23 protein-coding genes and 1 tRNA gene are annotated in these 24,912 nt (G+C 71.1%); 18 read left to right on the top strand and 6 right to left on the bottom strand.

Annotation, left to right across the window (positions count from 1 at the left end):
- Positions 1-91 precede the first annotated feature (91 nt).
- A complete protein-coding gene (gene metG, locus Asi03nite_RS31350) occupies positions 92-1,891 on the top strand; it encodes a methionine--tRNA ligase (RefSeq protein WP_203684120.1) in 1,800 nt (599 codons plus the stop codon).
- Positions 1,892-1,949: 58 nt separating this feature from the next.
- On the opposite strand, the gene Asi03nite_RS31345 is transcribed toward metG, so the two are convergent.
- The gene (locus Asi03nite_RS31345) at positions 1,950-2,984 is read right to left on the bottom strand and encodes a hypothetical protein (RefSeq protein ID WP_203684119.1); all 1,035 of its coding nucleotides are present in this window, start codon (positions 2,982-2,984) and stop codon (positions 1,950-1,952) included.
- 70 nt (positions 2,985-3,054) lie between these two features.
- On the opposite strand from Asi03nite_RS31345, the gene Asi03nite_RS31340 reads away from it, so the two are divergent.
- The 5 genes from Asi03nite_RS31340 (at position 3,055) to Asi03nite_RS31320 (ending at position 8,216) form a co-directional block, all read left to right on the top strand.
- Positions 3,055-3,984 carry a TatD family hydrolase gene (locus Asi03nite_RS31340; protein ID WP_203684118.1) on the top strand — a complete coding sequence of 310 codons (930 nt, stop codon included), beginning with the start codon at positions 3,055-3,057 and terminating at the stop codon, positions 3,982-3,984.
- A 54-nt stretch (positions 3,985-4,038) separates the two neighbouring features.
- Entirely contained in the window at positions 4,039-4,926 is an 888-nt protein-coding gene (rsmA, locus tag Asi03nite_RS31335) for a 16S rRNA (adenine(1518)-N(6)/adenine(1519)-N(6))-dimethyltransferase RsmA (protein ID WP_203684117.1), read from the top strand.
- Positions 4,923-5,870 carry a 4-(cytidine 5'-diphospho)-2-C-methyl-D-erythritol kinase gene (locus tag Asi03nite_RS31330; RefSeq protein ID WP_203684116.1) on the top strand — a complete coding sequence of 316 codons (948 nt, stop codon included), beginning with the start codon at positions 4,923-4,925 and terminating at the stop codon, positions 5,868-5,870. The genes rsmA and Asi03nite_RS31330 overlap by 4 nt, the downstream gene beginning before the upstream one ends.
- An 8-nt stretch (positions 5,871-5,878) precedes the next feature.
- On the top strand, positions 5,879-7,675 hold the full coding sequence (locus tag Asi03nite_RS31325) for an ABC-F family ATP-binding cassette domain-containing protein (protein WP_203684115.1): 1,797 nt from the start codon (positions 5,879-5,881) through the stop codon (positions 7,673-7,675).
- A 115-nt stretch (positions 7,676-7,790) separates the two neighbouring features.
- The gene (locus Asi03nite_RS31320; RefSeq protein ID WP_239103052.1) at positions 7,791-8,216 is read left to right on the top strand and encodes a DUF4383 domain-containing protein; all 426 of its coding nucleotides are present in this window, start codon (positions 7,791-7,793) and stop codon (positions 8,214-8,216) included.
- Positions 8,217-8,262: 46 nt separating this feature from the next.
- On the opposite strand, the gene Asi03nite_RS31315 is transcribed toward Asi03nite_RS31320, so the two are convergent.
- Positions 8,263-8,868 (bottom strand): TetR/AcrR family transcriptional regulator, encoded by a 606-nt coding sequence (locus Asi03nite_RS31315; RefSeq protein WP_203684145.1) that lies wholly within the window; start codon positions 8,866-8,868, stop codon positions 8,263-8,265.
- A gap of 112 nt (positions 8,869-8,980) precedes the next feature.
- Between Asi03nite_RS31315 and Asi03nite_RS31310 the strand changes: the two genes are divergently transcribed.
- From Asi03nite_RS31310 to cysN, 10 genes are all read left to right on the top strand, one after another.
- Entirely contained in the window at positions 8,981-9,862 is an 882-nt protein-coding gene (locus Asi03nite_RS31310) for a helix-turn-helix domain-containing protein (RefSeq protein WP_203684113.1), read from the top strand.
- Positions 9,863-9,900: 38 nt separating this feature from the next.
- Positions 9,901-9,971 (top strand) — tRNA-Gln (locus Asi03nite_RS31305).
- Positions 9,972-10,053: 82 nt separating this feature from the next.
- Positions 10,054-11,496 carry a bifunctional UDP-N-acetylglucosamine diphosphorylase/glucosamine-1-phosphate N-acetyltransferase GlmU gene (gene glmU, locus Asi03nite_RS31300; RefSeq protein ID WP_203684112.1) on the top strand — a complete coding sequence of 481 codons (1,443 nt, stop codon included), beginning with the start codon at positions 10,054-10,056 and terminating at the stop codon, positions 11,494-11,496.
- Positions 11,497-11,608: 112 nt separating this feature from the next.
- Positions 11,609-12,589 carry a ribose-phosphate diphosphokinase gene (locus Asi03nite_RS31295; protein ID WP_203684111.1) on the top strand — a complete coding sequence of 327 codons (981 nt, stop codon included), beginning with the start codon at positions 11,609-11,611 and terminating at the stop codon, positions 12,587-12,589.
- Between the two features lie 360 nt (positions 12,590-12,949).
- Positions 12,950-13,555: a 50S ribosomal protein L25/general stress protein Ctc gene (locus tag Asi03nite_RS31290; RefSeq protein ID WP_203684110.1), complete on the top strand. Its 606-nt coding sequence runs from the start codon at positions 12,950-12,952 to the stop codon at positions 13,553-13,555.
- Positions 13,556-13,637: 82 nt separating this feature from the next.
- Complete coding sequence (gene pth, locus Asi03nite_RS31285) at positions 13,638-14,225, top strand: aminoacyl-tRNA hydrolase (RefSeq protein ID WP_203684109.1); 588 nt, start codon at positions 13,638-13,640, stop codon at positions 14,223-14,225.
- 137 nt (positions 14,226-14,362) lie between these two features.
- A complete protein-coding gene (locus Asi03nite_RS31280) occupies positions 14,363-16,135 on the top strand; it encodes a sugar transferase (protein WP_203684108.1) in 1,773 nt (590 codons plus the stop codon).
- 25 nt (positions 16,136-16,160) lie between these two features.
- Positions 16,161-17,051 (top strand): 3'(2'),5'-bisphosphate nucleotidase CysQ, encoded by an 891-nt coding sequence (locus tag Asi03nite_RS31275; RefSeq protein ID WP_203684107.1) that lies wholly within the window; start codon positions 16,161-16,163, stop codon positions 17,049-17,051.
- A gap of 51 nt (positions 17,052-17,102) precedes the next feature.
- Positions 17,103-18,014 carry a sulfate adenylyltransferase subunit CysD gene (gene cysD / locus Asi03nite_RS31270; protein WP_203684106.1) on the top strand — a complete coding sequence of 304 codons (912 nt, stop codon included), beginning with the start codon at positions 17,103-17,105 and terminating at the stop codon, positions 18,012-18,014.
- Positions 18,014-19,312, top strand: a complete 1,299-nt coding sequence (gene cysN, locus Asi03nite_RS31265) for a sulfate adenylyltransferase subunit CysN (protein ID WP_203684105.1) — start codon at positions 18,014-18,016, stop codon at positions 19,310-19,312. The genes cysD and cysN overlap by 1 nt, the downstream gene beginning before the upstream one ends.
- 8 nt (positions 19,313-19,320) lie before the next feature.
- Here cysN and Asi03nite_RS31260 read toward each other — a convergent pair whose 3' ends face one another.
- The 4 genes from Asi03nite_RS31260 to galE form a co-directional block, all read right to left on the bottom strand.
- On the bottom strand, positions 19,321-20,130 hold the full coding sequence (locus tag Asi03nite_RS31260; RefSeq protein ID WP_203684104.1) for an ATP-binding protein: 810 nt from the start codon (positions 20,128-20,130) through the stop codon (positions 19,321-19,323).
- 317 nt (positions 20,131-20,447) lie between these two features.
- Positions 20,448-20,651 carry a hypothetical protein gene (locus Asi03nite_RS31255; protein WP_203684103.1) on the bottom strand — a complete coding sequence of 68 codons (204 nt, stop codon included), beginning with the start codon at positions 20,649-20,651 and terminating at the stop codon, positions 20,448-20,450.
- Between the two features lie 366 nt (positions 20,652-21,017).
- Complete coding sequence (gene galK, locus Asi03nite_RS31250; protein ID WP_203684102.1) at positions 21,018-22,163, bottom strand: galactokinase; 1,146 nt, start codon at positions 22,161-22,163, stop codon at positions 21,018-21,020.
- Between the two features lie 67 nt (positions 22,164-22,230).
- On the bottom strand, positions 22,231-23,205 hold the full coding sequence (galE, locus tag Asi03nite_RS31245) for a UDP-glucose 4-epimerase GalE (RefSeq protein WP_203684101.1): 975 nt from the start codon (positions 23,203-23,205) through the stop codon (positions 22,231-22,233).
- 138 nt (positions 23,206-23,343) lie between these two features.
- Here galE and trpS point away from each other — a divergent pair, with 138 nt between their 5' ends.
- Both trpS and Asi03nite_RS31235 read left to right on the top strand, forming a co-directional pair.
- Positions 23,344-24,369, top strand: coding sequence for a tryptophan--tRNA ligase (trpS, locus tag Asi03nite_RS31240; protein WP_203684100.1), 1,026 nt, complete (start codon positions 23,344-23,346; stop codon positions 24,367-24,369).
- Positions 24,370-24,374: 5 nt separating this feature from the next.
- Complete coding sequence (locus Asi03nite_RS31235) at positions 24,375-24,905, top strand: 2'-5' RNA ligase family protein (protein WP_203684099.1); 531 nt, start codon at positions 24,375-24,377, stop codon at positions 24,903-24,905.
- The last annotated feature ends 7 nt before the right edge of the window (positions 24,906-24,912 follow it).

Here is a 24,912-nt window from a genome sequence, read left to right as displayed (position 1 = left end):
GGAGGCTGCCATTGATCGGGCGTGTCGGGACAAATCGGCCGGGCGGTTATCCGTTCGCGGCCCTCTCGCGAGGGTCACTACGCTAGGCGTCATGAGTCACGTTCTCGCCGCGGTCGCCTGGCCCTACGCCAACGGCCCGCGCCACATCGGTCATGTGTCCGGCTTCGGGGTGCCGTCCGACGTCTTCAGCCGGTACATGCGGATGGCCGGCCACGACGTGCTCATGGTCTCCGGCACCGACGAGCACGGCACCCCGATCCAGGTCCAGGCGGACGCGGACGGGGTGAGCCCGCGCGAGCTCGCCGACCGGTACAACCGGGTGATCGTGGAGGACCTGCACGGTCTGGGCCTGTCCTACGACCTGTTCACCCGCACCACCACGCGCAACCACTACGCGGTGGTGCAGGAGCTGTTCGAGGGCCTGCACCAGAACGGGTACATCGTCGCCCGTACCACGCTCGGCGCGATCTCCCCGTCCACCGGCCGCACGCTGCCCGACCGCTACATCGAGGGCACCTGCCCGATCTGTGGTTACGACAGCGCCCGCGGCGACCAGTGCGACAACTGCGGCAACCAGCTCGACCCCGAGCAGCTGATCAACCCGAAGTCCCGGATCAACGGGGAGACCCCGCAGTTCGTCGAGACCGAGCACTTCTTCCTCGACCTGCCGGCGTTCGCCGAGGCGATCGGCGGCTGGCTGGACCGCCGGGAGAACTGGCGGCCCAACGTCCTCAAGTTCTCCCGCAACCTGCTCGACGACCTGCAGCCCCGGGCGATCACCCGGGACCTGGAGTGGGGCGTGCCGATCCCGCTGGACGGCTGGCGCGACCGCGCCGACAAGCGCATCTACGTCTGGTTCGACGCGGTGATCGGCTACCTCTCGGCGTCCGTCGAGTGGGCCCGCCGCACCGGCGACCCGGAGGCGTGGCGGCGGTGGTGGTCGGCCGACGCGCACGGCAAGGACGCGCTCGGCTACTACTTCATGGGCAAGGACAACATCGTCTTCCACTCGGTGATCTGGCCGGCGCTGCTGCTCGGCTACTCCGGCGAGGGGGACAAGGGCGGCCAGCCCGGCCGGCTCGGCCGGCTGAACCTGCCCACCGAGGTGGTCTCCAGCGAGTACCTGACGATGGAGGGCAAGAAGTTCTCCTCGTCCCGCCGCGTGGTCATCTACGTGCGCGACTTCCTGGAGCGCTACGACGCCGACGCCCTGCGGTACTTCATCGCCGCGGCCGGCCCGGAGTCCAACGACACCGACTTCACCTGGGCCGAGTTCGTCAGGCGCAACAACGACGAGCTGGTGGCCGGCTGGGGCAACCTGGTCAACCGGTCGATCTCGATGGCGGCGAAGAACTTCGGCGCCATCCCGCCGGCCGTCGACCTGACGCCGGAGGACCGGGCGCTGCTCGAGGTGGCCAGGGCCGGCTTCGCCACGGTCGGAGAGCTGATCGGCAAGCACCGGCAGAAGGCCGCGATCGGCGAGGCCATGCGGGTCGTCGCCGAGGCCAACAAGTACCTGTCCGAGCAGGCCCCGTGGAAGCTGAAGGACGAGTCGCAGAAGGAGCGGCAGGGCACCGTCCTGCACGTCGCGCTGCAGGTCGTCTCCGACGCGAACACACTGCTCACGCCGTTCCTGCCGCACTCCGCGCAGAAGGTCTTCGAACTGCTCGGCGGCACCGGGGTGCACGCCCCGATGCCGGAGATCGTCGAGGTCGAGGACCTGGACGGCGGCCCGGCGTACCCGGTGCTGATGGGTGACTACACGGTCGGCGCCCGCTGGGAGTCGGTGCCGCTGACGCCCGGCACCCCGCTGAGCGCGCCGAAACCGGTCTTCCGCAAGCTCGATCCGTCCGTGGTCGAGGAGGAGCTGGCCCGCCTGGGCGAGGCGTGAGAGAAGGGCCCGGCCGGAGGGCCGGGCCCTTTCCCTGCAACTGGTACGTGCTGTTCCCCTACATCTGGTACGCGACGTCCGCGATGTGATGGTCGGCGAGCTCGTCGACCGGCGCCCACGCCTCGTAGACGCCCCGCTCGTAGCAGCGGGCCCCGGTCGCGCCGAGCGCGTCCACGTTCGGCCGCAGCAGCCGCAGCCGCGCCCACGTCTCGTCCCGCTGCAGCACCCAGCACGGCACCCCACGCCACAGCGCCTGCTCGGCGCGCCGGCTCAGGGTCTGCACCGGGTAGCGGGCGGCGCGGGTCAGCGCGCGGACCCGGAACTCGCCCGGCGGGTCGGCGACCGCCTCGTACTCCTTGCCGTCGATCAGGCCGACCAGGCGGGCGGTGCCGGTCGCCGTGCACGGCACGTACTCCCGGTCCGGGCTCACCCCGGGCAGCTCGTCGAGCAGGCCGCGCCAGCGCGGGCCGGCCAGCCGCAGCCAGCCGTGCTGCTCCGGCTGGTAGGTGTAGAGCACCACCTCGTCACCGCCCGGCACGTGCGCCACCAGTTGGGCGTTCGCAGGCAGCGGCAGGTCGGCGAAACCGGCCGTGACGTACTCCGGGATCAGGTCGTCGGTGCTCGGGGTGAAACCGGTGCCCAGCACCATCGCGCCGATCCGGTGGTGCCCCGGCAGCGCGGCCAGGCCCGGCTGCGCCGGATTCCCCGGCACCTCGTAGTCGGCCGGGTCGGTGGCCCGCCAGCGCAGCGTGAACGCGACCCGCCCGTCGGTGGCGCCGTCCGTGCGCAACAGGGTGAGCTGCTCCGGCTCGGTCAGGTGGGCGATGTCGCGGGAACGGTGACAGAAGCCGTACGGCAGCCAGCCGCCCAGATGGCCGGCGACCTGGGCCGGCGAGAGCAGCTTGGTCATCCGCGTGCCGCGCCGCACGGCCGCGGTCTCCCGGATCCGGCGCAGGGTGGGATCGTCGCGGTGCACCGCCGACTGGCTCATCGCCTGCACCGCCGACCAGGTCAGATCGCGGCGCAACGGTGCCATCAGAGGAGGTTCGAGCGGGTCGGCGCCCAGCTCGCTGTCCTCACCGATCACGGTCACCTGGCGGAACCTAAGTGATCCCGGTGGATGCCTGATGAACGGTGGGTTACCGGAAAGCAGGACGTGCACAATGTCTCACATGCCTCCGACTGCTCCGTCCAGCGATTCCCCGACCCCCTCCGAGAAGCGCGGGGCGAAGGCCGCGCGCCGGGCCGGCGAGTTCCCGCCCGCCCCGGAGCCCCTGGCGGTGCCGGTCTTCGACAGCCACACCCACCTGGACCTGACCATCCAGGAGGCGGGCGTGCCGGGCGGCGCGGACCCGTCCACCGACCCGGTCCAGGCGCTGATCGGCGCGGCCGCCAAGAACGGCGTGGACCGCCTGATCCAGGTCGGTGTGGACGTCGACTCGTCGCGCTGGGGCGCGGACCTGGCCGACCGGGAGGGATCGGTGCTGGCCACTGTCGCGATCCACCCGAACGAGGCGCCCCGGCTCTCCGATCTGGACGAGGCGCTGCGCGAGATCGAGGCGCTCGCCGCCCGGCCGCGCGTCCGCGGGCTGGGCGAGACCGGGATGGACACCTTCCGGACCGGCGACGAGGGCCGCGCCGCGCAGGAGGCCAGCTTCCGCGCGCACATCGCGATCGCCAAGCGGCACGGCAAGGCGCTGATCATCCACGACCGCGACGCCCACGCCGACGTGCTGCGGATCCTCGACTCCGAGGGCGCTCCGGACACCGTGGTGCTGCACTGCTTCTCCGGGGACGCCGAGTTCGCCGCCGAGTGCGTGCGCCGCGGCTACCACCTCAGCTTCGCCGGGACGGTGACCTTCGCCAGCGCCACCAACCTGCGCGAGGCGGCGGCGATCACGCCGCCCGAGCTGATGATGGTCGAGACCGACGCGCCGTACCTGACGCCCGTCCCGCACCGTGGCCGGCCCAACGCGTCCTATCTGATTCCGATCACGGTACGGGCGCTGGCCGCGGCCCGCGGCATCGACGTCGACGAGCTGTGCGCGCGGATCTCGGCCAACGGCGAGCGAGTCTTCGGCCCCTGGCACTGACCCCCGGGCGTGCCCGCCTGGGTGGCCCGGTAGTCGGCCGCCTAGGCTGCTCCCATGGCTGACGGACTGCTCGGCCCGGCGGAGATCCGGGAACTCGCCGCGCGCCTCGGCGTCGCGCCGACCAAGAAACTCGGCCAGAACTTCCTGCACGACCCGAACACCATCCGCCGCATCGTGGCCGCCGCCGCGCTGCGCCCCGACGACGTCGCCCTCGAGGTCGGCCCCGGGCTCGGCTCGCTCACCCTGGGCCTGGCCGGCGCGGTCGCGCACGTGCACGCCGTCGAGATCGACCCGGTCCTGGCCGCCGCCCTGCCCGGCACCGTCCCGGCCGCACACCTCACCGTGCACCCGGCCGACGCGCTGCGGGTCACCGGTGACCGGTTCGACCCGCCGCCCACCGTGCTCGTCGCCAACCTGCCGTACAACGTCGCCGTCCCGGTCGTGCTGCACCTGCTCGCCGAGCTGCCCACCCTGCGCGGCGGCCTGGTGATGGTGCAGAAGGAGGTCGCCGACCGGCTCACCGCCGGACCCGGATCCAAGGTGTACGGGGTCCCGTCGGTCAAGCTGGCCTGGTACGCCGAGGCCAGATCGGCGGGGAAGGTGCCGCCCGCGGTGTTCTGGCCGGTGCCCAACGTGGACTCCGGCCTGGTCGCCTTCACCCGCCGCGAGCCGCCCACCGGCGCCGGGCGGGCCGAGGTGTTCGCGGTCGTCGACGCCGCCTTCGCCCAGCGGCGCAAGACGCTGCGCGCCGCCCTGGCCGGTTGGGCCGGCAGCGCCGCCGCCGCGGAACGTGTGCTCCTGAAGGCCGGAGTGAACCCGCAGGCCAGGGGAGAGTCGCTGACGGTCGGGGAGTTCGCCGCGATCGCCGCCGCGGCGAGAACCCCGGAGCACGGCGGTAAGCTCACCCCGTCCGGCGCACAGCCCGAGGAGGCGGAAGCATGACCGAGGCGTGGGGTCCGGACGACGACGAGCCGCGGCCGCACAGCGGACCGGTGCGGGTGCGGGTCCCCGCGAAGATCAACCTGCATCTCGGGGTCGGCCCGCTGCGACCCGACGGCTACCACGAGCTGAACACCGTCTACCACGCCATCAGCCTGTTCGACGAGATCACCGCCCGGCACGGCGACACCCTCACGCTCACCATGGAGGGCGAGGGCACCGGCGAGCTGGCGCTCGACGAGACGAACCTGATCATCCGCGCGGCGCGCGCGCTGGCCGCCCGGGCACGCGTCCCGGCGTACGCCCGGTTGCATCTGCGCAAGTCGATCCCGCTGGCCGGCGGCCTGGCCGGCGGCAGCGCCGACGCCGCCGCCACCCTGATCGCCTGCGACCTGCTCTGGGGCCTCGGCCTCGGCCGCGACGAGCTCGCCGACGTCGGCGCCCAGCTCGGCTCGGACGTGCCGTTCCTGCTGTATGGCGGCACCGCCCTGGGCACCGGCCACGGCGAGGCGGTCAGCCCGATCCTGGCCCGCCCCACCACCTGGCACTGGGTCGTCGCGATCGCCGACGGCGGCCTCTCCACCCCGGCCGTCTACCGCGAGCTCGACACCCTGCGCGACAGCTCCTGGCCGCCCGCGCCGCTCGACAGCGCCGACCGGCTGATGGCCGCCCTGCGCCAGCGCGACCCCGAGGTCCTCGCCGCCGCCCTCGGCAACGACCTGCAGCCGGCCGCCCTCGCGCTCCGCCCGCAGCTCGCCGACGTGCTCAAAGCCGGCACCGAGGCGGGCGCCCTGACCGGCCTGGTCTCCGGCTCCGGCCCCACCTGCGTCTTCCTCGCCGCCACCGCCGCGCACGCGCAGGAGATCGCCGGCCGGCTCACCGCCGCCGGCGTCTGCCGGGCCGCGGTCACCGCCCGCGGACCACAGCCCGGCGCGCGGGTAATCTAGAGCCCATCGTGGCGAACATCATCAACCTGGACCGGGTCAACAAGGGCTACGGCGCCGCCGGTCAGCTGCTCACCGACGTCTCGCTGGGGCTGGACGACGACGCCCGCGTCGGCATCGTCGGCCTCAACGGGGCCGGCAAGTCCACCCTCCTGCGCATGCTCGCGAAAATCGAGGAGCCGGATTCGGGACGCGTAACCCACCGCCGTGACCTGCGTGTGGCCAACCTCCCGCAAACTCTCGACCTGGCCGCCGACGCCACCGTGCGCGACGTCGTGCTCGGCACCGCCTGGCTGCCGCAGAGCATGGGCGCCGAGCACGAGTGGGCCGGCGACGCCGGCGTGCGCACCATCCTCGACGGCCTCGGCATGGGCCACCTCGGCCTGGACACCCCGGTCGGCCCGATGTCCGGCGGCGAGCGCCGCCGGGTCGCGCTGGCCGCGCTCCTGGTCCGCGCCAGCGACCTGCTCATCCTCGACGAGCCCACCAACCACCTCGACGTGGCCGGCGTCGACTGGCTCGCCAAGCACCTGCTCACCCGCCGGGGCGCCCTCGTCGTGGTCACCCACGACCGCTGGTTCCTCGACGCCGTCTGCACCGTGACCTGGGAGGTCGTCGACGAGCAGGTGCACACGTACGAGGGCGGGTACGCCGCCTGGGTCCTGGCCCGCGCCGAACGGCAGCGCGTCGCCGCCGCCGTCGAGGCCCGCCGGCAGAACCTGCTCCGCAAGGAGATCGCCTGGCTGCGCCGCGGCCCGCCGGCCCGTACCTCCAAGCCCAAGTTCCGGATCGACGCGGCCAACGAGCTGATCGCCGACGTCCCGCCGGTCCGCGACACCGTCAGCCTGCAGCGGCTGGCCACCACCCGGCTCGGCAAACAGGTCTACGACCTGGAGGACGTGACGCTCAACGCCGGGCCCAAGCCGATCTTCCGGGACCTGACCTTCCAGGTCGGCCCCGGCGACCGGATCGCCATCCTGGGCGCCAACGGGGCCGGCAAGACCACTCTGCTACGCATGCTCGCCGGCGTCACCGGGCCGGACGGCGGGCGCCTGGTCACCGGCTCCACCGTGCGCCCCGCCTTCCTCTCCCAGGAGCTCAAGGAGCTGCCCGGCCACCTGCGCCTGCTCGAAGCCGTGGAGGAGGTCGCCAAGCGGGTCAAGCTCGGCGACCGGGAACTCTCCGCCGGCCAGCTCGCCGAGGTGTTCGGCTTCACCGACAAGCGGATCTGGACACCGGTCAGCGACCTGTCCGGCGGCGAGCGGCGCCGGCTGCAGATGCTGCGGCTGCTCGCCACCGAGCCGAACGTGCTGCTGCTCGACGAGCCCACCAACGACCTGGACACCGACACCCTCGCCTCGCTGGAGGACCTGCTCGACTCCTGGCCCGGCACCATGGTCGTGGCCAGCCACGACAGGTACCTGGTCGAACGGGTGACAGACGTGGCGTACGGGATGTTCGGCGACGGGCGCCTCGTGCACCTGCCCGGCGGCATCGACGAGTACCTGGCGCGTGTGCACGGGGGCGCCGCCGCGGCCGTACCGCGGAAGGAAGCGCAAGCGGAGCCCGCCGCGACCGGCCTCTCCGCGGCCGAGCTGCGCCAGGCCCGCAAGGATCTGGCCCGGATGGAACGCCAGATGGACAAGCTCGGCGAGAAGGAAGCCAAGATCAACGAGAGTCTCGCCGAGCACGGCAGCGACTACGACCGGCTGGTCGAGCTGGAGGCCCAGCTCAAGGCCGTCCAGCAGGAGCGGGAGCAGGTCGAACAGGCCTGGCTGGAACTGGCCGAGCAGGTGCCCGGAAACTGATCCGGGGGGTGTACCTGCGCCGCTTGTCGCGGATACGCGAGAATCGGGACGACAACACCTGACCTTGGAGACGGACAGCATGGCGCATATTCCGGTCAACCACCCCCTTCGGCCGATGTACCGCTTGGCCGGTTTTGTCGCCGGCGCTTACCTGGTGGTCTTCGGCATCGTCGGCTTCGCGCAGACGGCCGGTGACAGCTTCACCGGGTATACCGGCGACCGCGTGATCGGACAGGGCAGCAACCTCCTCTGGTCGATCCTCTCGCTCGTGATCGGCGCGCTGGTGCTGCTCGGCGCCGTCGTCGGGCGCAACGTCGACGTCGAGGTCGACAAGTACCTCGGGTGGGCGCTCCTGGTCATCGGCAGCTACTCGATGGCCACCATCCGGACCGACGCCAACTTCCTCGGCTTCAGCATGGCCACGGTCGTCGTCACCTACCTGGTCGGCCTGCTGCTGATCACGATCGGGCTCTACAGCAAGGTCGCGCCGCAGAGCAAGGCCGGCGCCCCGCGGCAGGTCCGGGAGGGGCGTACCGCCTGATCCCGCTCCCACCTGCGATGACCGCCGGCCCGCGAAGGCCCGGCGGTCATCGCGTTCTCCTGGTGATCAGGCCCGGCTTCGTCTCCAGGTTCGACAGGCCGTTCCAGGCCAGACTCACCAGGTGCGCGGCCACCATCTCCTTCTTCGGGCGGCGCGCCTCCCGCCACCACTGACCCACCAGCGCCACCATCCCCACCAGCGCCTGCGAATAGAGCTCGGCGAACTTCGGATCCAGCCCCCGCGTCCGGAACTCCGCGCCCAGAATGTGCTCCACCTGGTGCGCGACGTCGTTCATCACACTCGAGAACGAGCCCGCCGGGGCCAGCACCGGCGCCTGACGCGCGGTCAGCACCTGGAAACCGTGCGGCTCTTCCTCGATGTAGTCCAGCAGCGCCAGCGCCGCCTGCTCCAGCAGCTCCCGCGGATGACCAGCGGTGAGCGCCGTGGTGATCCGGTCCAGCAGCGCGCGGACCTCGCGGTCGACGACCACCGCGTACAGCCCCTCCTTGCCGCCGAAGTGCTCGTAGACCACCGGCTTCGACACCTTCGCGCGGACCGCGACCTCCTCGACCGTGGTGCCGTCGTAGCCGCGCTCGGCGAACAGCTGGCGGCCGATGATGACCAGCTGCTCGCGGCGCTGGGTGGCGGACATGCGGCGGCGTGGTTTGTCGGTTTCCTCGGTCACCCGGCCATCCTGCCAGGGGATCGCGAATGCCTGGCTTGAATACTTACGATCATGCATCCGGTTGTTCTAATGTAGGTACATGGTGATGAGCGATTGTCCCGGTCTTCGGGATGGGCGGGCCGAGGCGCGGCGGTTGCGGGTAGATCCCGGGCTGTCCCGGTCCCAGCTGATGAAGCACTTCGGCGTGAGCAACGGGACTTTGTCCGAGTGGCTCAAGGGGCTCGATCCGCCCGAGTGGACCCGCCGGCCGCGGGCGAAGGACGAGGCGCGGCATCGCGCCAGGGAGATGCGGGCCGAGGGGCGGACGGTTCCGGAGATCGCGGCGGCGCTGGGGGTCTCCAAGTCGTCGGCCTACCTCTGGACGCGCGACATGCCGCTGGACGCCACGCCGGAGGAGGCCGCGGCCAGGCGCAGCCGGAACTCGAAGAACATCGCGGAGGCGCGGTGGAAGCCATACCGGCAGGCGCGGGATCTGGAGCGCGATGCCACCCGGGCCAGGGTGTCGGACTGGGTCGGGGAGCTCACGGATCGCGAGGTCATCCTGCTCGGCTCGGTCGCCTACTGGTGTGAGGGCGCCAAGGAGAAGCCGTGGCGGCCGCAGGCGACGAATCTGCAGTTCATCAACAGCGACCCGAAGTTGATCCGGCTCTTCCTCCGGTACGTGACGCTCCTGGGCGTCAGTTCCGGCCAGCTCCGGTTCCGGCTCTACATCCACGAGTCCGCCGACGTCACCGCGGCAACGATGTGGTGGGCGGGGCTCGTCGGCGTCGCGGCGCAGGACTTCCAGCGGCCCACCCTCAAGAGGCACAACCCGGCGACCGTCCGGCACAACGTGGGCGAGTCCTACCGGGGCTGCCTCGCCGTCACCGTCTGCAAGTCGGCGCGTCTCTATTGGGAGACCGAGGGAGTCATGGAGGGGATTGCCCTGAGTGAAGATCAGAGTCCGCCCGCTATCATGTGACCGGCGGGCATGACCTTTAGGGAAATGTCCGAAATTAGTCCCGGATCGTCTAATGGTAGGACCGTGGCTTTTGGTGCCATTTATGGGGGTTCGAATCCTCCTCCGGGAGCTTTGCGTCTGAGTCTGCGGCCAGGCTGGCGCTGGGCTGCATCGACTGTCGATATTGCCTCTAGCGAACTTGGAGTTGGCGCGTGAGCCAGGCCCCCAGCCGTACCGTTGTCGTGCTTGCCGCTGGTGAAGGCAAGCGGATGAAGTCCGCTACACCCAAGGTGTTGCAGCCCCTTCTCGGGCGCACCCTGCTCGGCCACGTGCTGCACGTCGCCGCGGCGATCCGGACCGATCGCACTCTCGTCGTGGTCGGGCACAAGGCCGACCAGGTCGGCGCGTTCCTGTCCGAGGTGGCGCCGGAGGCGACGCCGGTGCTGCAGGCCGAGCAGAACGGGACCGGGCACGCCGTGCGCATCGCGCTCGACGCCGCGCCCGAGCTGACCGGGACCGTCGTGGTGCTCAGCGGTGACGTGCCGCTGCTGCGCCCGGAGACGGTGGAGGCGCTGCTCGCCCAGCACGAGCGGACCGGCGCGGCGGCGACGGTGCTCAGCGCCGAGGTGGAGCGGCCGGCCGGGCTGGGCCGGATCGTGCGGGACGCGGCCGGGAACCTGGAGCGGATCGTCGAGTCGAAGGACGCGTCGCCGTCGGAGCTGGAGATCCGCGAGGTCAACTCGGGGATCTACGCGTTCGACGCGGTGCTGCTGCGCGAGGCGCTGGGCAAGCTGTCGACCGACAACGCGCAGGGCGAGGAGTACCTGACCGACGTCTTCGGGATCCTGGGCGGCCAGGGTCACCCGGTGGCGATCGAGGTGGCCGAGTTCGCGTACGAGACGTTGGGCTGCAACGACCGTGCGGAGCTGGCCCGGCTGCGGGTGCTGATGCGCGATCGGGTGAACGACGCCTGGATGCGCTCGGGCGTGCTGCTGCTGGATCCGGCGACGACGTGGATCGACGTGACGGCGACGCTGGAGCCGGACGCGGTGGTGGATCAGAACTGCCAGATCCTGGGCGCCTCGTCGGTGGCGACGGGCGCGGTGGTGGGGCCGGATTCGACTCTGGTGGACGCCACTGTGGCCGAGGGCGCGACGGTGCTGCGGTCGCACGCGGTGGGCGCGGTGATCGGCCCGGAGGCGACCGTCGGTCCGTATTCGTATCTGCGTCCGGGGACGCGGCTGGCGCGCAAGGCGAAGGTCGGCGGGTTCGTCGAGACGAAGAACGCCGAGCTGGGTGAGGGTGCGAAGGTGCCGCACCTGTCGTACGTGGGGGATGCCGAGATCGGGGCGAAGGCGAACATCGGCGCCGGCACGATCTTCGCGAACTACGACGGGGTGCGGAAGAGCCGGACCGTGGTGGGCGATGCCGCGTTCGTGGGTTCGGACTCGGTGCTGGTCGCGCCGGTGGAGGTCGGCCCGGGGGCTTACGTGGCGGCGGGCTCCGCGGTGGTGAAGGATGTTCCTGCGGGCAGTCTGGGTGTGACGCGGGCCCAGCAGCGCAACGTCGAGGGTTGGGTGGCGATGAAGCGGCCCGGCACGGTGTCCGCGGAGGCCGCCGAACGGGCTCGGGATATCACCCCTGGCGAGGAGTGATCCAGCGGGGGTGAGTCATCCCACGTAGCGCCTGGGAAACATGGCGGTTACCTGACCGGCAGGGATACTTCACGGGAACCTACCCCCCTAATCCAACGGGAGCAGCGAGCCGATGGGCAGCATCGTCGCGGAGAACCGTAAGAGTTTGATGCTCTTCACCGGCCGGGGCTTCCCGGAACTGGCTGAGGAGATCGGTCAGGTGCTCGGTGTGGCGCCGACCCCGTCGGACTCGTACGAGTTCGCCAACGGTGAGATCTTCGTCCGGTTCAAGGAGTCGGTGCGGGGCTCGGATGCCTTCGTGGTGCAGTCGATGACCGAGGGGGTGAACCGCTGGGTCATGGAGACGCTGATCATGATCGACGCGTTGAAGCGCGGGTCGGCGAAGCGGATCACCGTGGTCCTGCCGTTCTACCCGTATTCGCGTCAGGACAAGAAGCACCGGGGCCGGGAGCCGATCTCGGCCCGTCTGGTGGCGGACCTGCTGAAGACCGCGGGTGCGAACCGGATCCTGACGGTGGACCTGCACACGGCGCAGATCCAGGGCTTCTTCGACGGCCCGGTGGATCACCTGTTCGCGATGGACATTCTCGCGGAGTACGTGGAGAAGAAGTTCGCGGGGCGGCCGATGACGGTGGTGGCGCCGGACTCGGGCCGGGTGCGGGTGGCCGAGCGGTGGACCGACCGGCTGGGCGGCTGCCCGCTGGCGTTCATCCACAAGACGCGGGATCCGATGAAGCCGAACCAGGTGGTGGCCAACCGGGTGGTCGGTGAGGTCGAGGGCCGGGTGTGCTTGATCGTGGATGACATGATCGACACCGGTGGCACGATCGCGAAGGCCGCGGACATCCTGTTCGACGAGGGTGCGGCGGATGTGGTCGTGGCGTCGACGCACGCGCTGCTGTCGGACCCGGCGACCGAGCGGTTGAAGAACAGCCGGATCTCCGAGCTGGTGGTGACGAACACCTTGCCGCTGGCCCCGGAGAAGCGGCTCGACAAGATCACTGTGTTGTCCATCGCGCCGCTGTTGGCGCGGGCGATCCGTGAGGTGTTCGACGACGGGTCGGTGACCACCCTGTTCGGTGGTTTGAGCTAGTTCACGAGGGGTGAGAGCGCCCGTTCGCCGGTGTGGCCGGCGGCGGGCGCTCTCCGTGTTCCGGGATGATTTTTTCGAGTTGACCGGCCGTGTGCCGGACCCGCTGATTTCCGCCGGTTCGAAGCAGGTAAGCTAGTGCGGTTGCCACGGCGAGGGTGCCCCGTGGTCTGCTGAGGTCCGCAGTCCGCTCGAGGCGCCGTGATCGACGCGGTGCTCCGGGCCTGTGCCCAGCGCGCCCCCTTGCCCGGCAGCGCCGGCGACGGCTTCCACGCCGTCGTTGATCACCACCGCAGCACTGCCGGAACATCGCAGCCGCAGACTTAGACGCAGCCCGCATCGAAGAGTTTCAGGAGTTTCCCCGTGTCCGAGGTAAAGATCAGCGCCGAGCCCCGTACCGAGTTCGGCAAGGGTGGTGCCCGCCGCACGCGCCGGGCCGGCCTGGTGCCCGCCGTGCTGTACGGGCACGGCGAGGCGCCGCAGCACATCGCCCTGCCGGCTCGTGAGTTCGCCGCCGCCATCCGGCATGGCGGTCTGAACCAGATTTTCACCATCGACATCGCCGGCAACTCGGGCGCCGTCCTGGCGCTGCCGAAGGCGATCCAGCGTGACCCGATCAAGGACACCTACGAGCACATCGACCTTCTGATCGTGAAGAAGGGCGAGAAGGTCCAGGTCGACGTCCCGGTCACCCTGACCGGTGAGGCCGCGAAGAACACCCTGACCGTGCACGAGTCGAACACCGTCGCGGTGGTCGCCGACGCGCTGCACCTGCCCTCCGAGCTGGAGGTCTCGGTCGACGGCCTGGAGGCCGGCTCGCACGTGACCGCCGGTGACGTGAAGCTGCCGCGCGGTGTGGAGCTCGCGGTGGACGCGGAGACCGTGCTCGCGGTCATCAGCGCGGCGCAGAGCACCACGACCCAGGAAGAGGCCGGCGAGGGCGAGGCCGCCGAGGCTGCGGCGGAGTAACCAACGCTTCGAGCGCGTCGAGTCATTCGTCAGGGAAAGTGCCTGTGGCACTTTCCCTGACGTGTATCCGGAGGGCGGAGAGGTGACTGACGAGTCGCCGTGGTTGGTGGTGGGCCTGGGTAATCCGGGCCGGGAGTACGCCGGTAACCGGCACAACGTGGGTTTCATGGTGGCCGACCTGCTGGCGTCCCGGGTGGGGGCGAAGATGGGCCGGGCGAAGCGGGCCCACGCCGAGGTGGCGGAGGGCCGGCTCGGGTTCGGCGGACCGAAGCTGGTGCTGGTGAAGCCGCTGACGTACATGAACCTGTCCGGCGGCCCGGTGGTGTCGCTGGCGCAGTTCTTCAAAGTGCCCGTGGCCCATGTGATCGCGGTGCATGATGAGCTGGATGTGCCGTTCGGCCAGGTTCGGGCGAAACGCGGCGGCGGCGAGGGCGGCCACAACGGGCTGCGCTCCATGTCGAAGTCGTTGGCGAGCAAGGACTACGCGCGGGTGCGCTTCGGCATCGGTCGGCCCCCGGGACGGCAGGATCCGGCGGACTACGTGCTCTCCGACTTCTCCTCGGCGGAGCGCAAGGAGCTGGACTTCCTGGTGGACCGGGCGGGTGACGTGGTGGAGGCGGTCGTGCTCGAGGGTGTCGAGTGGGCGCAGAACAAATACCACGGAAGTTGATGGCCCGGGCCGGAATCGAGTGACCCTTTGGGTCTATTTGTCTGCCTAGTCATACCGTGACGGGTCCGCCGTCCGTCCGTTGGTCACCACAGGTGCACGCTTTCGGTGCGCCGCCGACGTGACGGGGGGTTCGTGGGATGTCTCAGGACGTGTCCGAGGGTCGGACGGACGCCCTGACCGAACCCACGGTGAGCCGGACGGCCGTACCGCCGCCGGGTCTCGGTCCCGCCAACCATCCGCCGGCCAACCACGGTCCGCAGGGCCCGCCGGTGCGCCGCTCCGGCCTGAACGCCCGGATCCCCGGCCCGGTGGCGCCGCTGAGCCCGCCCCCGGCCGGGGCAGCCGAGCAGCCGCGGGACAACTGGCCGCCGCAGGCGGTGCGCGGCCCGGCCGACCCGGCACACAACCGCGCGATGGACCGGCTCTGGGCACCCGTTCAGAACCGGTCATGGGCGGTCCGCCCGGCCAGCCGGCCGTTCGTCCGGACACGTGGGCGGCACGCGGCGATGTCGCGACGGCAGCGGTGGGAGGGCCGGTACGTGCGGTCCCTGGTGCTCTCCGATCTGGCGGCCGGGGTGGCAGCCGGCGCGGCCGGGTTCGCGTTGCGTTTCGGGGACCAGCTGACCACGTACAACCGGGTCTATCTGATGCTCTCCGCGCTGCTGCCGGTGGTGCTGCTGGCCGTGCTGGCGGTGGCTCGGGCGTACGAGCGCCGGTACCTGTTCGTGGGCAGCGACGAGTACCAGCGGGTGATCCGCGGCGGGGGCGGGCTGATCGCCGGGGTGGCGCTCGTGTCGTACGCCCTCGATCTTGATCTCGCCCGATCCTATGTGCTGGCCGCGTTGCCGGCAGCGGTGGTCTCCGTGCTGGTCCTGCGGTTCGTGCTGCGCAAGCGGCTGCATCTGGCGCGGGCCCGCGGCGAGGCGCTCCGGCGGGTGATCGTGGTCGGTCACGAGCTGTCGGTCATCGGGATCACCCGGCAGCTGCGCCGCGAGCGGTACCACGGCCTGGAGGTGGTGGGCGCGTGCCTGCCTCCGCACGCCGACGGGATCGAGGTGGACCTGCCGGTCTACGGCAGTTTCGAGGACGTGGCGTCGGCCGTCGAGCAGGCCGACGCGGACACCGTGGTCGTGCTCAGCTGCCCGGAGCTGGACGGCGCGGCGGTGCGCCGGCTGGCCTGGCGGCTGGAGCGCGACGAAGTGGACCTGGTGGTGGCCAGCGCGCTGGTCGACGTCGCCGGGGCGCGCACCACGATCCGGCCGTTCGACGGACTGCCCATGCTGCACGTCGAGCATCCCCGGCTGCACGGCGGCTCGCGCCTGGTGAAGGAGCTGGTCGATCGGATCGGGGCGCTGCTGCTGCTGGTGCTGTTCGCGCCGGTGCTGCTCGGGGTGGCGTTCTGCGTGCGGATCACGTCACGTGGCCCGGTACTCTTCCGCCAGGTACGCGTGGGACGGGACGGGCAGATGTTCCGGATCTTCAAGTTCCGCAGCATGTACCTCGACGCCGAGGCCCGGTTGAGCGAGCTGAGGCACCTCAACGAGCACGACGGTGTGCTCTTCAAGATGCGTGACGATCCGCGGGTCACCCCGGTCGGCAGGTGGTTGCGCCGATTCTCGCTGGACGAGCTCCCTCAGCTGCTGAACGTGCTCTGCGGGCAGATGTCGCTGGTCGGGCCGCGGCCGCCGCTGCCAACCGAGGTCGCCGCCTACGCCGACGACGTGCGACGCCGGCTGGCGGTCAAGCCCGGTATGACCGGTCTGTGGCAGGTGTCCGGGCGGTCGGATCTCTCCTGGGAAGAGGCGGTCCGGCTTGATCTGCGCTATGTCGAGAACTGGTCGCTCAGTTTGGATCTGGTCATCATGTTGAGGACCATGACCGCAGTGGTGCGCTCCTCCGGGGCGTATTGATGAACCGGCAGGATGGAGAAGGACGATGGGCGAGCAGACGAAGGCGTCCGCACGCGTGGCCGGGCAACGGGACGGCGCCGACGGCGGCGCGCCGCCGGTGATCGACGCCGCGTTCGCCCGTTGGCTCGCCGAGCGCGCCGGCCAGGAGCTGCTGCGGGTCCGCGACGAGCTGGGCTTCGCCGACGGCAAGGCGCTCAAGGCGGCCGGCGACCGGGCCGCGCACGACCTGCTCCGCGCCGAGCTGGCCCGCTGGCGCCCGGCCGACGCGGTGCTGTCCGAGGAGGACGAGCACGCCCGGGTGGCCTGGCGGGAGGGCGAGCCGGGCACGGTGCGCCCGGACCGGCTCGGCGCGTCCCGGGTGTGGATCGTCGACCCGCTGGACGGCACCCGGGAGTTCTCCGAGGAGGGCCGCTCCGACTGGGCGGTGCACGTGGCGCTCTGGACCGCCGACTCGGCCAGCCCCTCCTGCCTGGCGGCCGGCGCGGTGGCGATGCCGGCCCAGCATCGCACGATCGCCACCGACCACCCGCCGGCGTACCCGCCGATGCCGCTGGAGTCGGCGACCGGTGGGGCGATCCGGATCGCGGCCAGCCGCACCCGGCCGCCGGCGTTCGTCACCGCGCTCGCCGAGGAGCTGGGCGCCGAACTGGTGCCGATGGGCTCGGCCGGGGTGAAGATCGCCGCGGTGATCAGCGGCGAGGCGGACGCCTACATCCACGCCGGCGGTCAGTACGAGTGGGACTCGGCCGCACCCGTCGCTGTGGCGTTGGCCACGGGGCTGCACGCCTCGCGCGTCGACGGGACCGCGCTCGGTTACAACCGGGCCGATCCGAAGCTGCCTGACCTGGTGGTCTGTCGCAAAGATCTCGCTCCTCGGTTGCTTGCTGCGATCAGCAGGCATCTTCCGCCACAATGACGAGCCGGCTTCGACCGTGGAAAATCGCAGAATGAGCTGGGGATTGAACTGATGAGCCAGACGAAGGACTATCGCGTCTCGCACCTGGATGCTCTCGAGGCGGAGAGCATCTTCGTCATGCGGGAGGTCATGGCCGAGTTCGAGCGCCCGGTGCTGCTCTTCTCCGGCGGCAAGGACTCGATCGTCATGCTCCGCCTCGCGGAGAAGGCGTTCGCCCCGGGGCGCATCCCGTTCCCGGTGATGCACGTCGACACCGGGCACAACTTCCCCGAGGTGTTGGAGTACCGGGACCGCCGGGTCGCCGCGCTCGGGCTGAACCTGGTGATCGCCAGCGTGCAGGAGGCCATCGACACCGGCCTGGTCCGCGAGCTGCCGGACGGCACCCGCAACCGGATCCAGACCCCGGTGCTGCTCGCCGCGGTGGAGAAGTACCGGTTCGACGCCCTCTTCGGCGGCGCCCGCCGCGACGAGGAGAAGGCGCGCGCCAAGGAGCGGATGTTCAGCTTCCGCGACGAGTTCGGCCAGTGGGACCCGAAGAACCAGCGCCCCGAGCTCTGGGCGCTGTACAACGGCAAGCACCACCCGGGTGAGTCGATCCGGGTGTTCCCGCTGTCCAACTGGACCGAGCTGGACGTCTGGCACTACATCGCCAAGGAGCGCGTCGAGCTCCCCGGCATCTACTACGCGCACGACCGGGAGGTCGTCGAGCGCGGCGGGATGTTCTACGCGGTCAACGAGTTCATCCGGCTGCGCGACGGTGAGACCTCGCAGGTGCGCCGGGTGCGGTACCGCACGGTGGGCGACGCCTCGCAGACCGCGGCGGTGCTCTCCGAGGCCGACACGGTGGAGAAGGTGATCGACGAGGTCGCCGCGACCCGGATCACCGAGCGCGGCGCCACCCGCGGCGACGACAAGGTCAGCGAGGCCGCGATGGAAGACCGCAAGCGAGAGGGTTACTTCTGATGAGCCAGGCCGTTCTGGACCCGGGCGCCGCGTCCGCGCGCAACATGGACCTGCTGCGGTTCGCCACCGCGGGCAGCGTGGACGACGGCAAGTCCACCCTGATCGGGCGGCTGCTCTACGACACCAAGACGATCTTCGCGGATCAGCTCGAGGCGGTCGAGGCGGCCAGCGCCTCCCGCGGCGACGAGTACACGAACCTCGCGCTGCTCACCGACGGCCTGCGCGCCGAGCGCGAGCAGGGCATCACGATCGACGTGGCGTACCGGTACTTCGCCACCCCGCGGCGCAAGTTCATCATCGCCGACACCCCGGGCCACATCCAGTACACCCGGAACATGGTCACCGGCGCCTCCACCGCCGACCTGGCGCTGATCCTGGTCGACGCGCGCAAGGGCCTGGTCGAGCAGTCCCGCCGGCACGCGTTCCTCTGCTCGCTGCTGCGCGTGCCGCACCTGGTGCTCTGCGTCAACAAGATGGACCTGGTCGACTGGGACCAGCAGGTGTTCGAGAAGATCGCCGACGAGTTCACCTCGTTCGCGGCCAAGCTGGACGCGCCCGACCTGACGGTCATCCCGATCTCCGCGCTCAACGGCGACAACATCGCCTCCCGCTCGGAGGCCAGCCCGTGGTACGAGGGCCCGTCGCTGCTGCACCACCTGGAGCACGTGCACATCGCCAGCGACCGCAACCTGGTCGACGTCCGCTTCCCGGTGCAGTATGTGATCCGCCCGCAGTCCACCACGGTCACCGACTACCGCGGCTACGCCGGCCAGGTCGCCTCCGGCGTGCTCAAGCCCGGCGACGAGGTGATGGTGCTGCCGTCCGGCCTGCACAGCACGATCGCCGGCATCGACACCGCCGACGGCCCGGTCGACGAGGCGTTTCCGCCGATGTCGGTCACGGTCCGGCTGACCGACGAGATCGACATCTCGCGTGGCGACATGATCTGCCGCCCGCACAACGCCCCGGCCGTCGCGCAGGACATCGAGGCGATGATCTGCTGGATGGACGAGAGCGCGCAGCTGCGCGTCGGCGCGAAGTACACGATCAAGCACACCACCCGTACCGCCCGGACGGTGGTGCGCGGCCTGCAGTACCGGCTGGACGTCAACACGCTGCACCGCGACGACGCCGCGGACGGCCTGGGGCTCAACGAGATCGGCCGGGTCCGGCTGCGCACCACCGTGCCGCTGCTCGCCGACGAGTACCGCCGCAACCGCACCACCGGCGGCTTCATCCTGATCGACGAGTCGACCAACCGCACCGTCGCCGCCGGCATGATCATCGAAGCCGGCTAGGGCCCGGGTCAGGCGGCGGTCCGGCGCGCCCGGACCGTCGCCCACACCACCTTGCCGTCCGGGGTCGGCATCGCACCCCACAGCTCGGCCGTCCCGTCCACGGCCTGCAGCCCGTGCCCGCGCTCGTCCAACGGCAGCCCCGGCCGCTGCCGCGCCGGGCGCACCAACCGCGGCAGCGCCACCGAGCCGTCGGCCACCGACAGGTGCAACCCCGCGCCCCGCCGGACGACCGCCACCTGGATCTCCGTGCCGGCGTGCTCCACCGCGTTGGTCACCAGTTCCGAGATCACCAGCCGGGCCGGGTGCAGCAGGTGCGCCAGGCCCCACTCCAGGCACGCGTCACTGACCAGGTTCCGCGCCGTGATCGGCGCGTCCGTGTCCGGCCGCAGCGTGACAGTGATCCGCGCGCCCTGCGGGATCCGCCCGGCCACCGCCACCCGCGCCTGCCGCACCTTCGCATAGATCGGGAGGAACCGTCCCGTGTCCAGCCCCTGCATCCGGTCGGCCAGCGGCAGATCCGGCGGCACGCAGAGCGCCAGGTGCATCGGCGGTTGCAGCGCGGCGGCGACGGTTCGTGCGGTGGTCCAGACCGGCATGCTCTCGCTGCGCGGGTCGAGGAGCCGGCTGAGGTCCACGATCAGCGCGTCCGGATGCTCGGTGAAGCACCGGCGCAGCGTGGCGAAGGTGTTCCGGCGCAGCTCGTCGTCCCACGCCCCACAGACGGTGAGCAGCGAGACGGCGGCGTCGGCGGCGAAGTCGACGCGAACCGAGACACTCGGCTCGGTCTCGTCCTGAAGGTGTGGCGGGCTTGCCCCCATGTCGACACGATAACCGCGCCCGGCGCGGGCGGATGCGGGTCTCGCTCCTGCGGGTGATCGGGCGAAAGGCCGGGTGGGGGAAGGCCGAACGGCTCCCTTCCCGCGCCGCAACCCGCCGCGCTGACGCGTCCGCAGCCCGCGAACCGGCCCTCACCAGCGCCGACCGCCAACGCTCGCCCACCGGCGACGCCGAGCCCACCGGCCCGCCGGATTCAGCGCGTGCTGCCCTCGGCAGCGCGGCTCGGTCGCCGGTTGACGGCGGCGCTGCGCCGGCTGCCCGGCTCGGTCCCCTGCTCGTGGTGCGGCCGCGGGCCCGGTCAGCCGCGGTCGTGGTGCTCGTGATCGGTGAGTTCGTCGATCGCCTCGGTGATGGCCCCGGTGAGATCGTCGGACGGCACGGCGATCCGCTCGCCCTCGCCCTCGGCCAGGTGCGCCGGCTCGGGCAGGCTCGGGTCACCCGCGAAGCCGTACTGGTTGGGCTGGTTCTCTTCCTCACGAACCGGGTTCTGCTCAGTCGTCATGCCGCAGCCATACCCGCCTCAGCCCCGGTCGAAGCCCTCTATCAAGATCAAATTCAAGATCATGATGTCGTGCGCCCAGCGTGGTACAGGCCGCCGCTCCCGCCGGGCCGGGCGCGGCGATCTGGCCGCTACGCGTCCGGAACAATCGCCGCGCCCTGCACTCTTCGTGGGTGGTCCCGCAAAACCAGAACCCCGGACACACCCTGAAGGCCAGCCGGACCCACCCAGCCGGCCGCCAGGGGTGTGCCCCAGGGTCGTGACGCGTCGACGGGCGCCAGCCGGGACCGCCGGGCCGGGCGTGCGGGGTGTGCTCAGGGTCGGCGGAGTTCGTGTCCCGGCCCGGGTGACCCCGGCTGGGTGGGGGGGTCAGAGCTTCGTGGCGCCGGGGCCGGCTACCGCGACCCAGCTCGTCGGCGGGTCGAAGCGGTGTTCCGCGTATGCCGAGGCCACCGCCTCCGCCGTGGCCTCGGCCCGGTCGGCGTCGACCAGAGCCAGCACGCAACCGCCGAAGCCGCCGCCGGTCATCCGTGCGCCGTGGGCGCCGGCCGCCAGCGCCGCCGAGACCGCCACGTCCACCTGCGCCACGGTGATCTCGAAGTCGTCCCGCATCGACTCGTGCGACGCGGTCAGCAGCGGGCCGATCTCCCGCACGTCGCCGGCCCGCAGCAGCGCCACGGTGTCCAGGACCCGCTGGTTCTCGGTGACGATGTGCCGGGTGCGCTTGCGCAGCACCTCGTCGCCGAGGCGGTCCAGCGCCTGGGCCAGGCCGTCGACGCCGATGTCGCGCAGGGCCGGGACGCCCAGGATCGCTGCCGACTCCTCGCAGCTCTTGCGGCGGGCGCCGTACTCCCCGTCGACGTGCTGGTGCGGAGCGTTGCTGTTGATCACCAGGATGGCCAGGCCCTGGCCGGCCAGGTCGAACGGGATCTGCTCGATCTCGTACGAGCGGCAGTCCAGGAACAGCGCCCGGCCCGCCTCGCAGCGGATCGACGCGGACTGGTCGAGGATGCCGGTGGGCGCGCCGACGTACAGGTTCTCGGCGCGCTGGGCGATCGCCGGGCGCCGCTCCAGCGGGACGTCCAGGCCGCCCAGGTCGATCAGGGCGGTGAGGACCACCGACTCGAGGGCGGCCGACGACGACACCCCGGCGCCCAGCGGCACGTCCGAGGCGATGGCGACGCGTGCCGCGGGCGGCTCGAACCCGGCGTCGCGCAGCGCCCAGACCACGCCGGCCACGTACGCCCCCCAGCCGGTCACCTCACCGGGCTCGGTGACGCCGAAGGTCACCGGCTCGGGCGCCAGGGTGGAGCAGACCGACCAGGCGCCGTCCGCGGACGGGGCGGCCGCCGCGACCGTGCGCTGTGGCAGGGCGAACGGCAGCACGAAGCCGTCGTTGTAGTCGGTGTGCTCGCCGATCAGGTTGACCCGGCCGGGCGCGGCCCACAGACCGGCCGGCTGCACGCCGTACGCGTCGGTGAAGGCTTTCCGGGCCTCGGCGGAGATGTCGGTCATGCGGTGCCTTTCTTCGGCGTGCGGGGGTGGGCGCCCGGCGCGGGGAGGTGCCGCCCGGCGTGGTGGCTCACGCCACGTGCCTGCGGTAGAAGGTCCAGGCGTCCCCGATCATCGCCTGCAGGGTGTTCTTCTCGGGAGTCCATCCCAGCTCGGTGCGGGCGCGCTCGGACGAGGCGACCAGGGTGGCCGGGTCGCCCTCGCGCCGCGGGGCGATCTCCACCGGGATGGCGGCGCCGGTCACCTCGCGGGCCGCCTCGACGACCTCGCGGTTGGAGAAGCCGCTGCCGTTGCCCAGGTTGTAGATCCGGTGCTCGCCGGGGGTGGCCGCGTCCAGCGCCAGCAGGTGCGCGCGGGCCAGGTCCTCGACGTGGATGTAGTCGCGCACGCAGGTGCCGTCCGGCGTGGGGTAGTCGTCGCCGAACAGCTGCAGCTTGTCCCGCTTGCCGGCGGCCGTCTGCAGGGTGATCGGGATCAGGTGGGTCTCCGGGTCGTGCCGCTCGCCGATCTCGTGGCCGCCGCGGATGTACGCGCCGGCCACGTTGAAGTAGCGCAGCGAGACGGCGGCCAGCTGGTGGGCGAACGTCTCCGAGGTCAGCGCCAGGTCGAAGGTCAGCTTGGTGGACCCGTACGTGCTGGTCGGCGCCTTGGCCGCGGTCTCGCTGATGGGCAGTTCGACCGGGTTGCCGTAGACCGCGGCGGTGGACGAGAAGATCACCCGCGGTACCCGGGCGGCGCGGATCGCGTCCAGCAGGGCCAGGGACTTGACCACGTTCTCGTGCCAGTACAGCTCCGGCTTGGCCATCGACTCGCCGGCCGCGATCAGCCCGGCGAAGTGCAGCACCGCGTCGAAGCCGGCGTCCGGGGTGAGGACCCGCGCCGCCTCGGCGATGTCCGCCTCGACGAACGTGGCGTCCGGGGCGACCGCCTCGCGGAAGCCGGTGCGCAGGTTGTCGAGCACCACGACCTCGTGGCCGGCGTCCAGCAGCAGCCGGCTGGTCACGCTGCCCACGTATCCGGCGCCGCCGGTGACGAGCAATTTCACGTCTGGAAACCTCTCTCTGACGGGAACTTCCGATCATAGAATCACGCGGAATCGCTCATGAGTCAACAGGTTCGAACATCACCCCACGGCGGCGAGGGGGTTCGCGGGATCCGGCCCGAGACTGACACAATGGCACTCATGTCCGACGTTGCCCGCCGTCCGCGAGTGCTCTCCGGCATCCAGCCGACAGCCGACTCCTTCCACCTCGGCAACTATCTGGGCGCGGTGCGCAACTGGGTGGCGATGCAGGAGACGCACGACGCTTTCTACTGCGTGGTCGACCTGCATGCGATCACCATGGGCCACGATCCGGTCGCGCTCCGCAACCGTACTCGGGTTTCCATCGCGCAGTTGCTGGCCGTCGGGCTGGACCCGGAGCGGTGCACCCTGTTCGTCCAGTCGCACGTGCCCGAGCACGCCCAGCTCGGCTGGGTGCTCAGCTGCATCACCGGCTTCGGCGAGGCCGGCCGGATGGTGCAGTTCAAGGACAAGTCGGCCAAGGCCGGGCAGGACAGCACCACCGTCGGGCTGTTCACCTACCCGATCCTGCAGGCCGCCGACATCCTTCTCTACCAGGCCGACCAGGTCCCGGTCGGCGAGGACCAGCGGCAGCACCTGGAGCTGACCCGCGACCTGGCGCAGCGGTTCAACACCCGGTTCGGCCAGACCTTCACCATGCCCTCGGCGTACATCGTCAGGGACACCGCGAAGATCACCGACCTGCAGGACCCGACGATCAAGATGTCCAAGTCGGCGTCCTCGCCCAACGGCATCATCGAACTGCTGGACGACCCGGCCCGCTCGGCCAAGAAGATCAAGTCGGCGGTCACCGACACCGGTCGCGAGATCCTCTACGACGAGGTCAACAAGCCCGGCATCAGCAACCTGCTGACGATGTACGCGGCGCTCACCATGCGCACCATCGACGAGCTCCTGGAGCAGTACGACGGTCGCGGCTACGGCGACCTCAAGAAGGATCTCGCCGAGGTGCTCGTCGAGTTCGTCCGGCCGATCCAGGAGAAGACCAAGGGTTACCTGGACGACAAGGCCCAGCTCGACAAGATCCTGGCGGTCGGCGCGGAGAAGGCGCGCGCCGTCGCGGCGTCGACCCTCGCCAAGACGTACAAGAACGTGGGTTTCCTCAGCCCCGCCCGCGGGGCCTGAGCCCTATGGGTCATCCTGCTCGGACGCGTATCGGCGTGGCGATCGACATCCCGGAACCCTGGGGATCGGCGCTCACCCGCAGGCGCGCGGAGGCCGGCGACCCGCAGGCCGCCTGGACGCCCGCGCACGTCACGCTCCTCGGCCCGACCGAGGTGGACACCGACGCCCTGCCGGCGGTGGAGAAGCACCTGGAGTCGGTCGCCTCGGCGCAGCCGCCGTTCGTCGTCCACCTGCGCGGCACCGGCACGTTCCGGCCGGTGACCGAGGTGGTCTTCGTGAGCCTGGCGATGGGCATCAGCGAGTGCGAGCTGCTCGCCGAGGCGATCACCCGCTCGCCGGACATCCAGCGGGACAGCCGCTTTCCGTATCATCCACATGTCACGGTGGCGCAGGACGTGGCCCCGGAGGCGCTGGACGCGGTCTTCGACGACCTGGCCGGCTTCTCCGCGCGCTTCCCGGTGGCCTCCTTCACGCTGTTCTCGCACGGTGGCGAGGGCCCGTGGCGGCCCCGCCGGGACTTCCCATTGGGTGGCTGAGCGAGGG

The organism is Actinoplanes siamensis, assembly GCF_016862395.1.
Lineage (GTDB): Bacteria > Actinomycetota > Actinomycetes > Mycobacteriales > Micromonosporaceae > Actinoplanes > Actinoplanes siamensis.
Note: the sequence above shows the minus strand (reverse complement) of the source record. Positions and strands in the feature narration are given on the sequence as shown.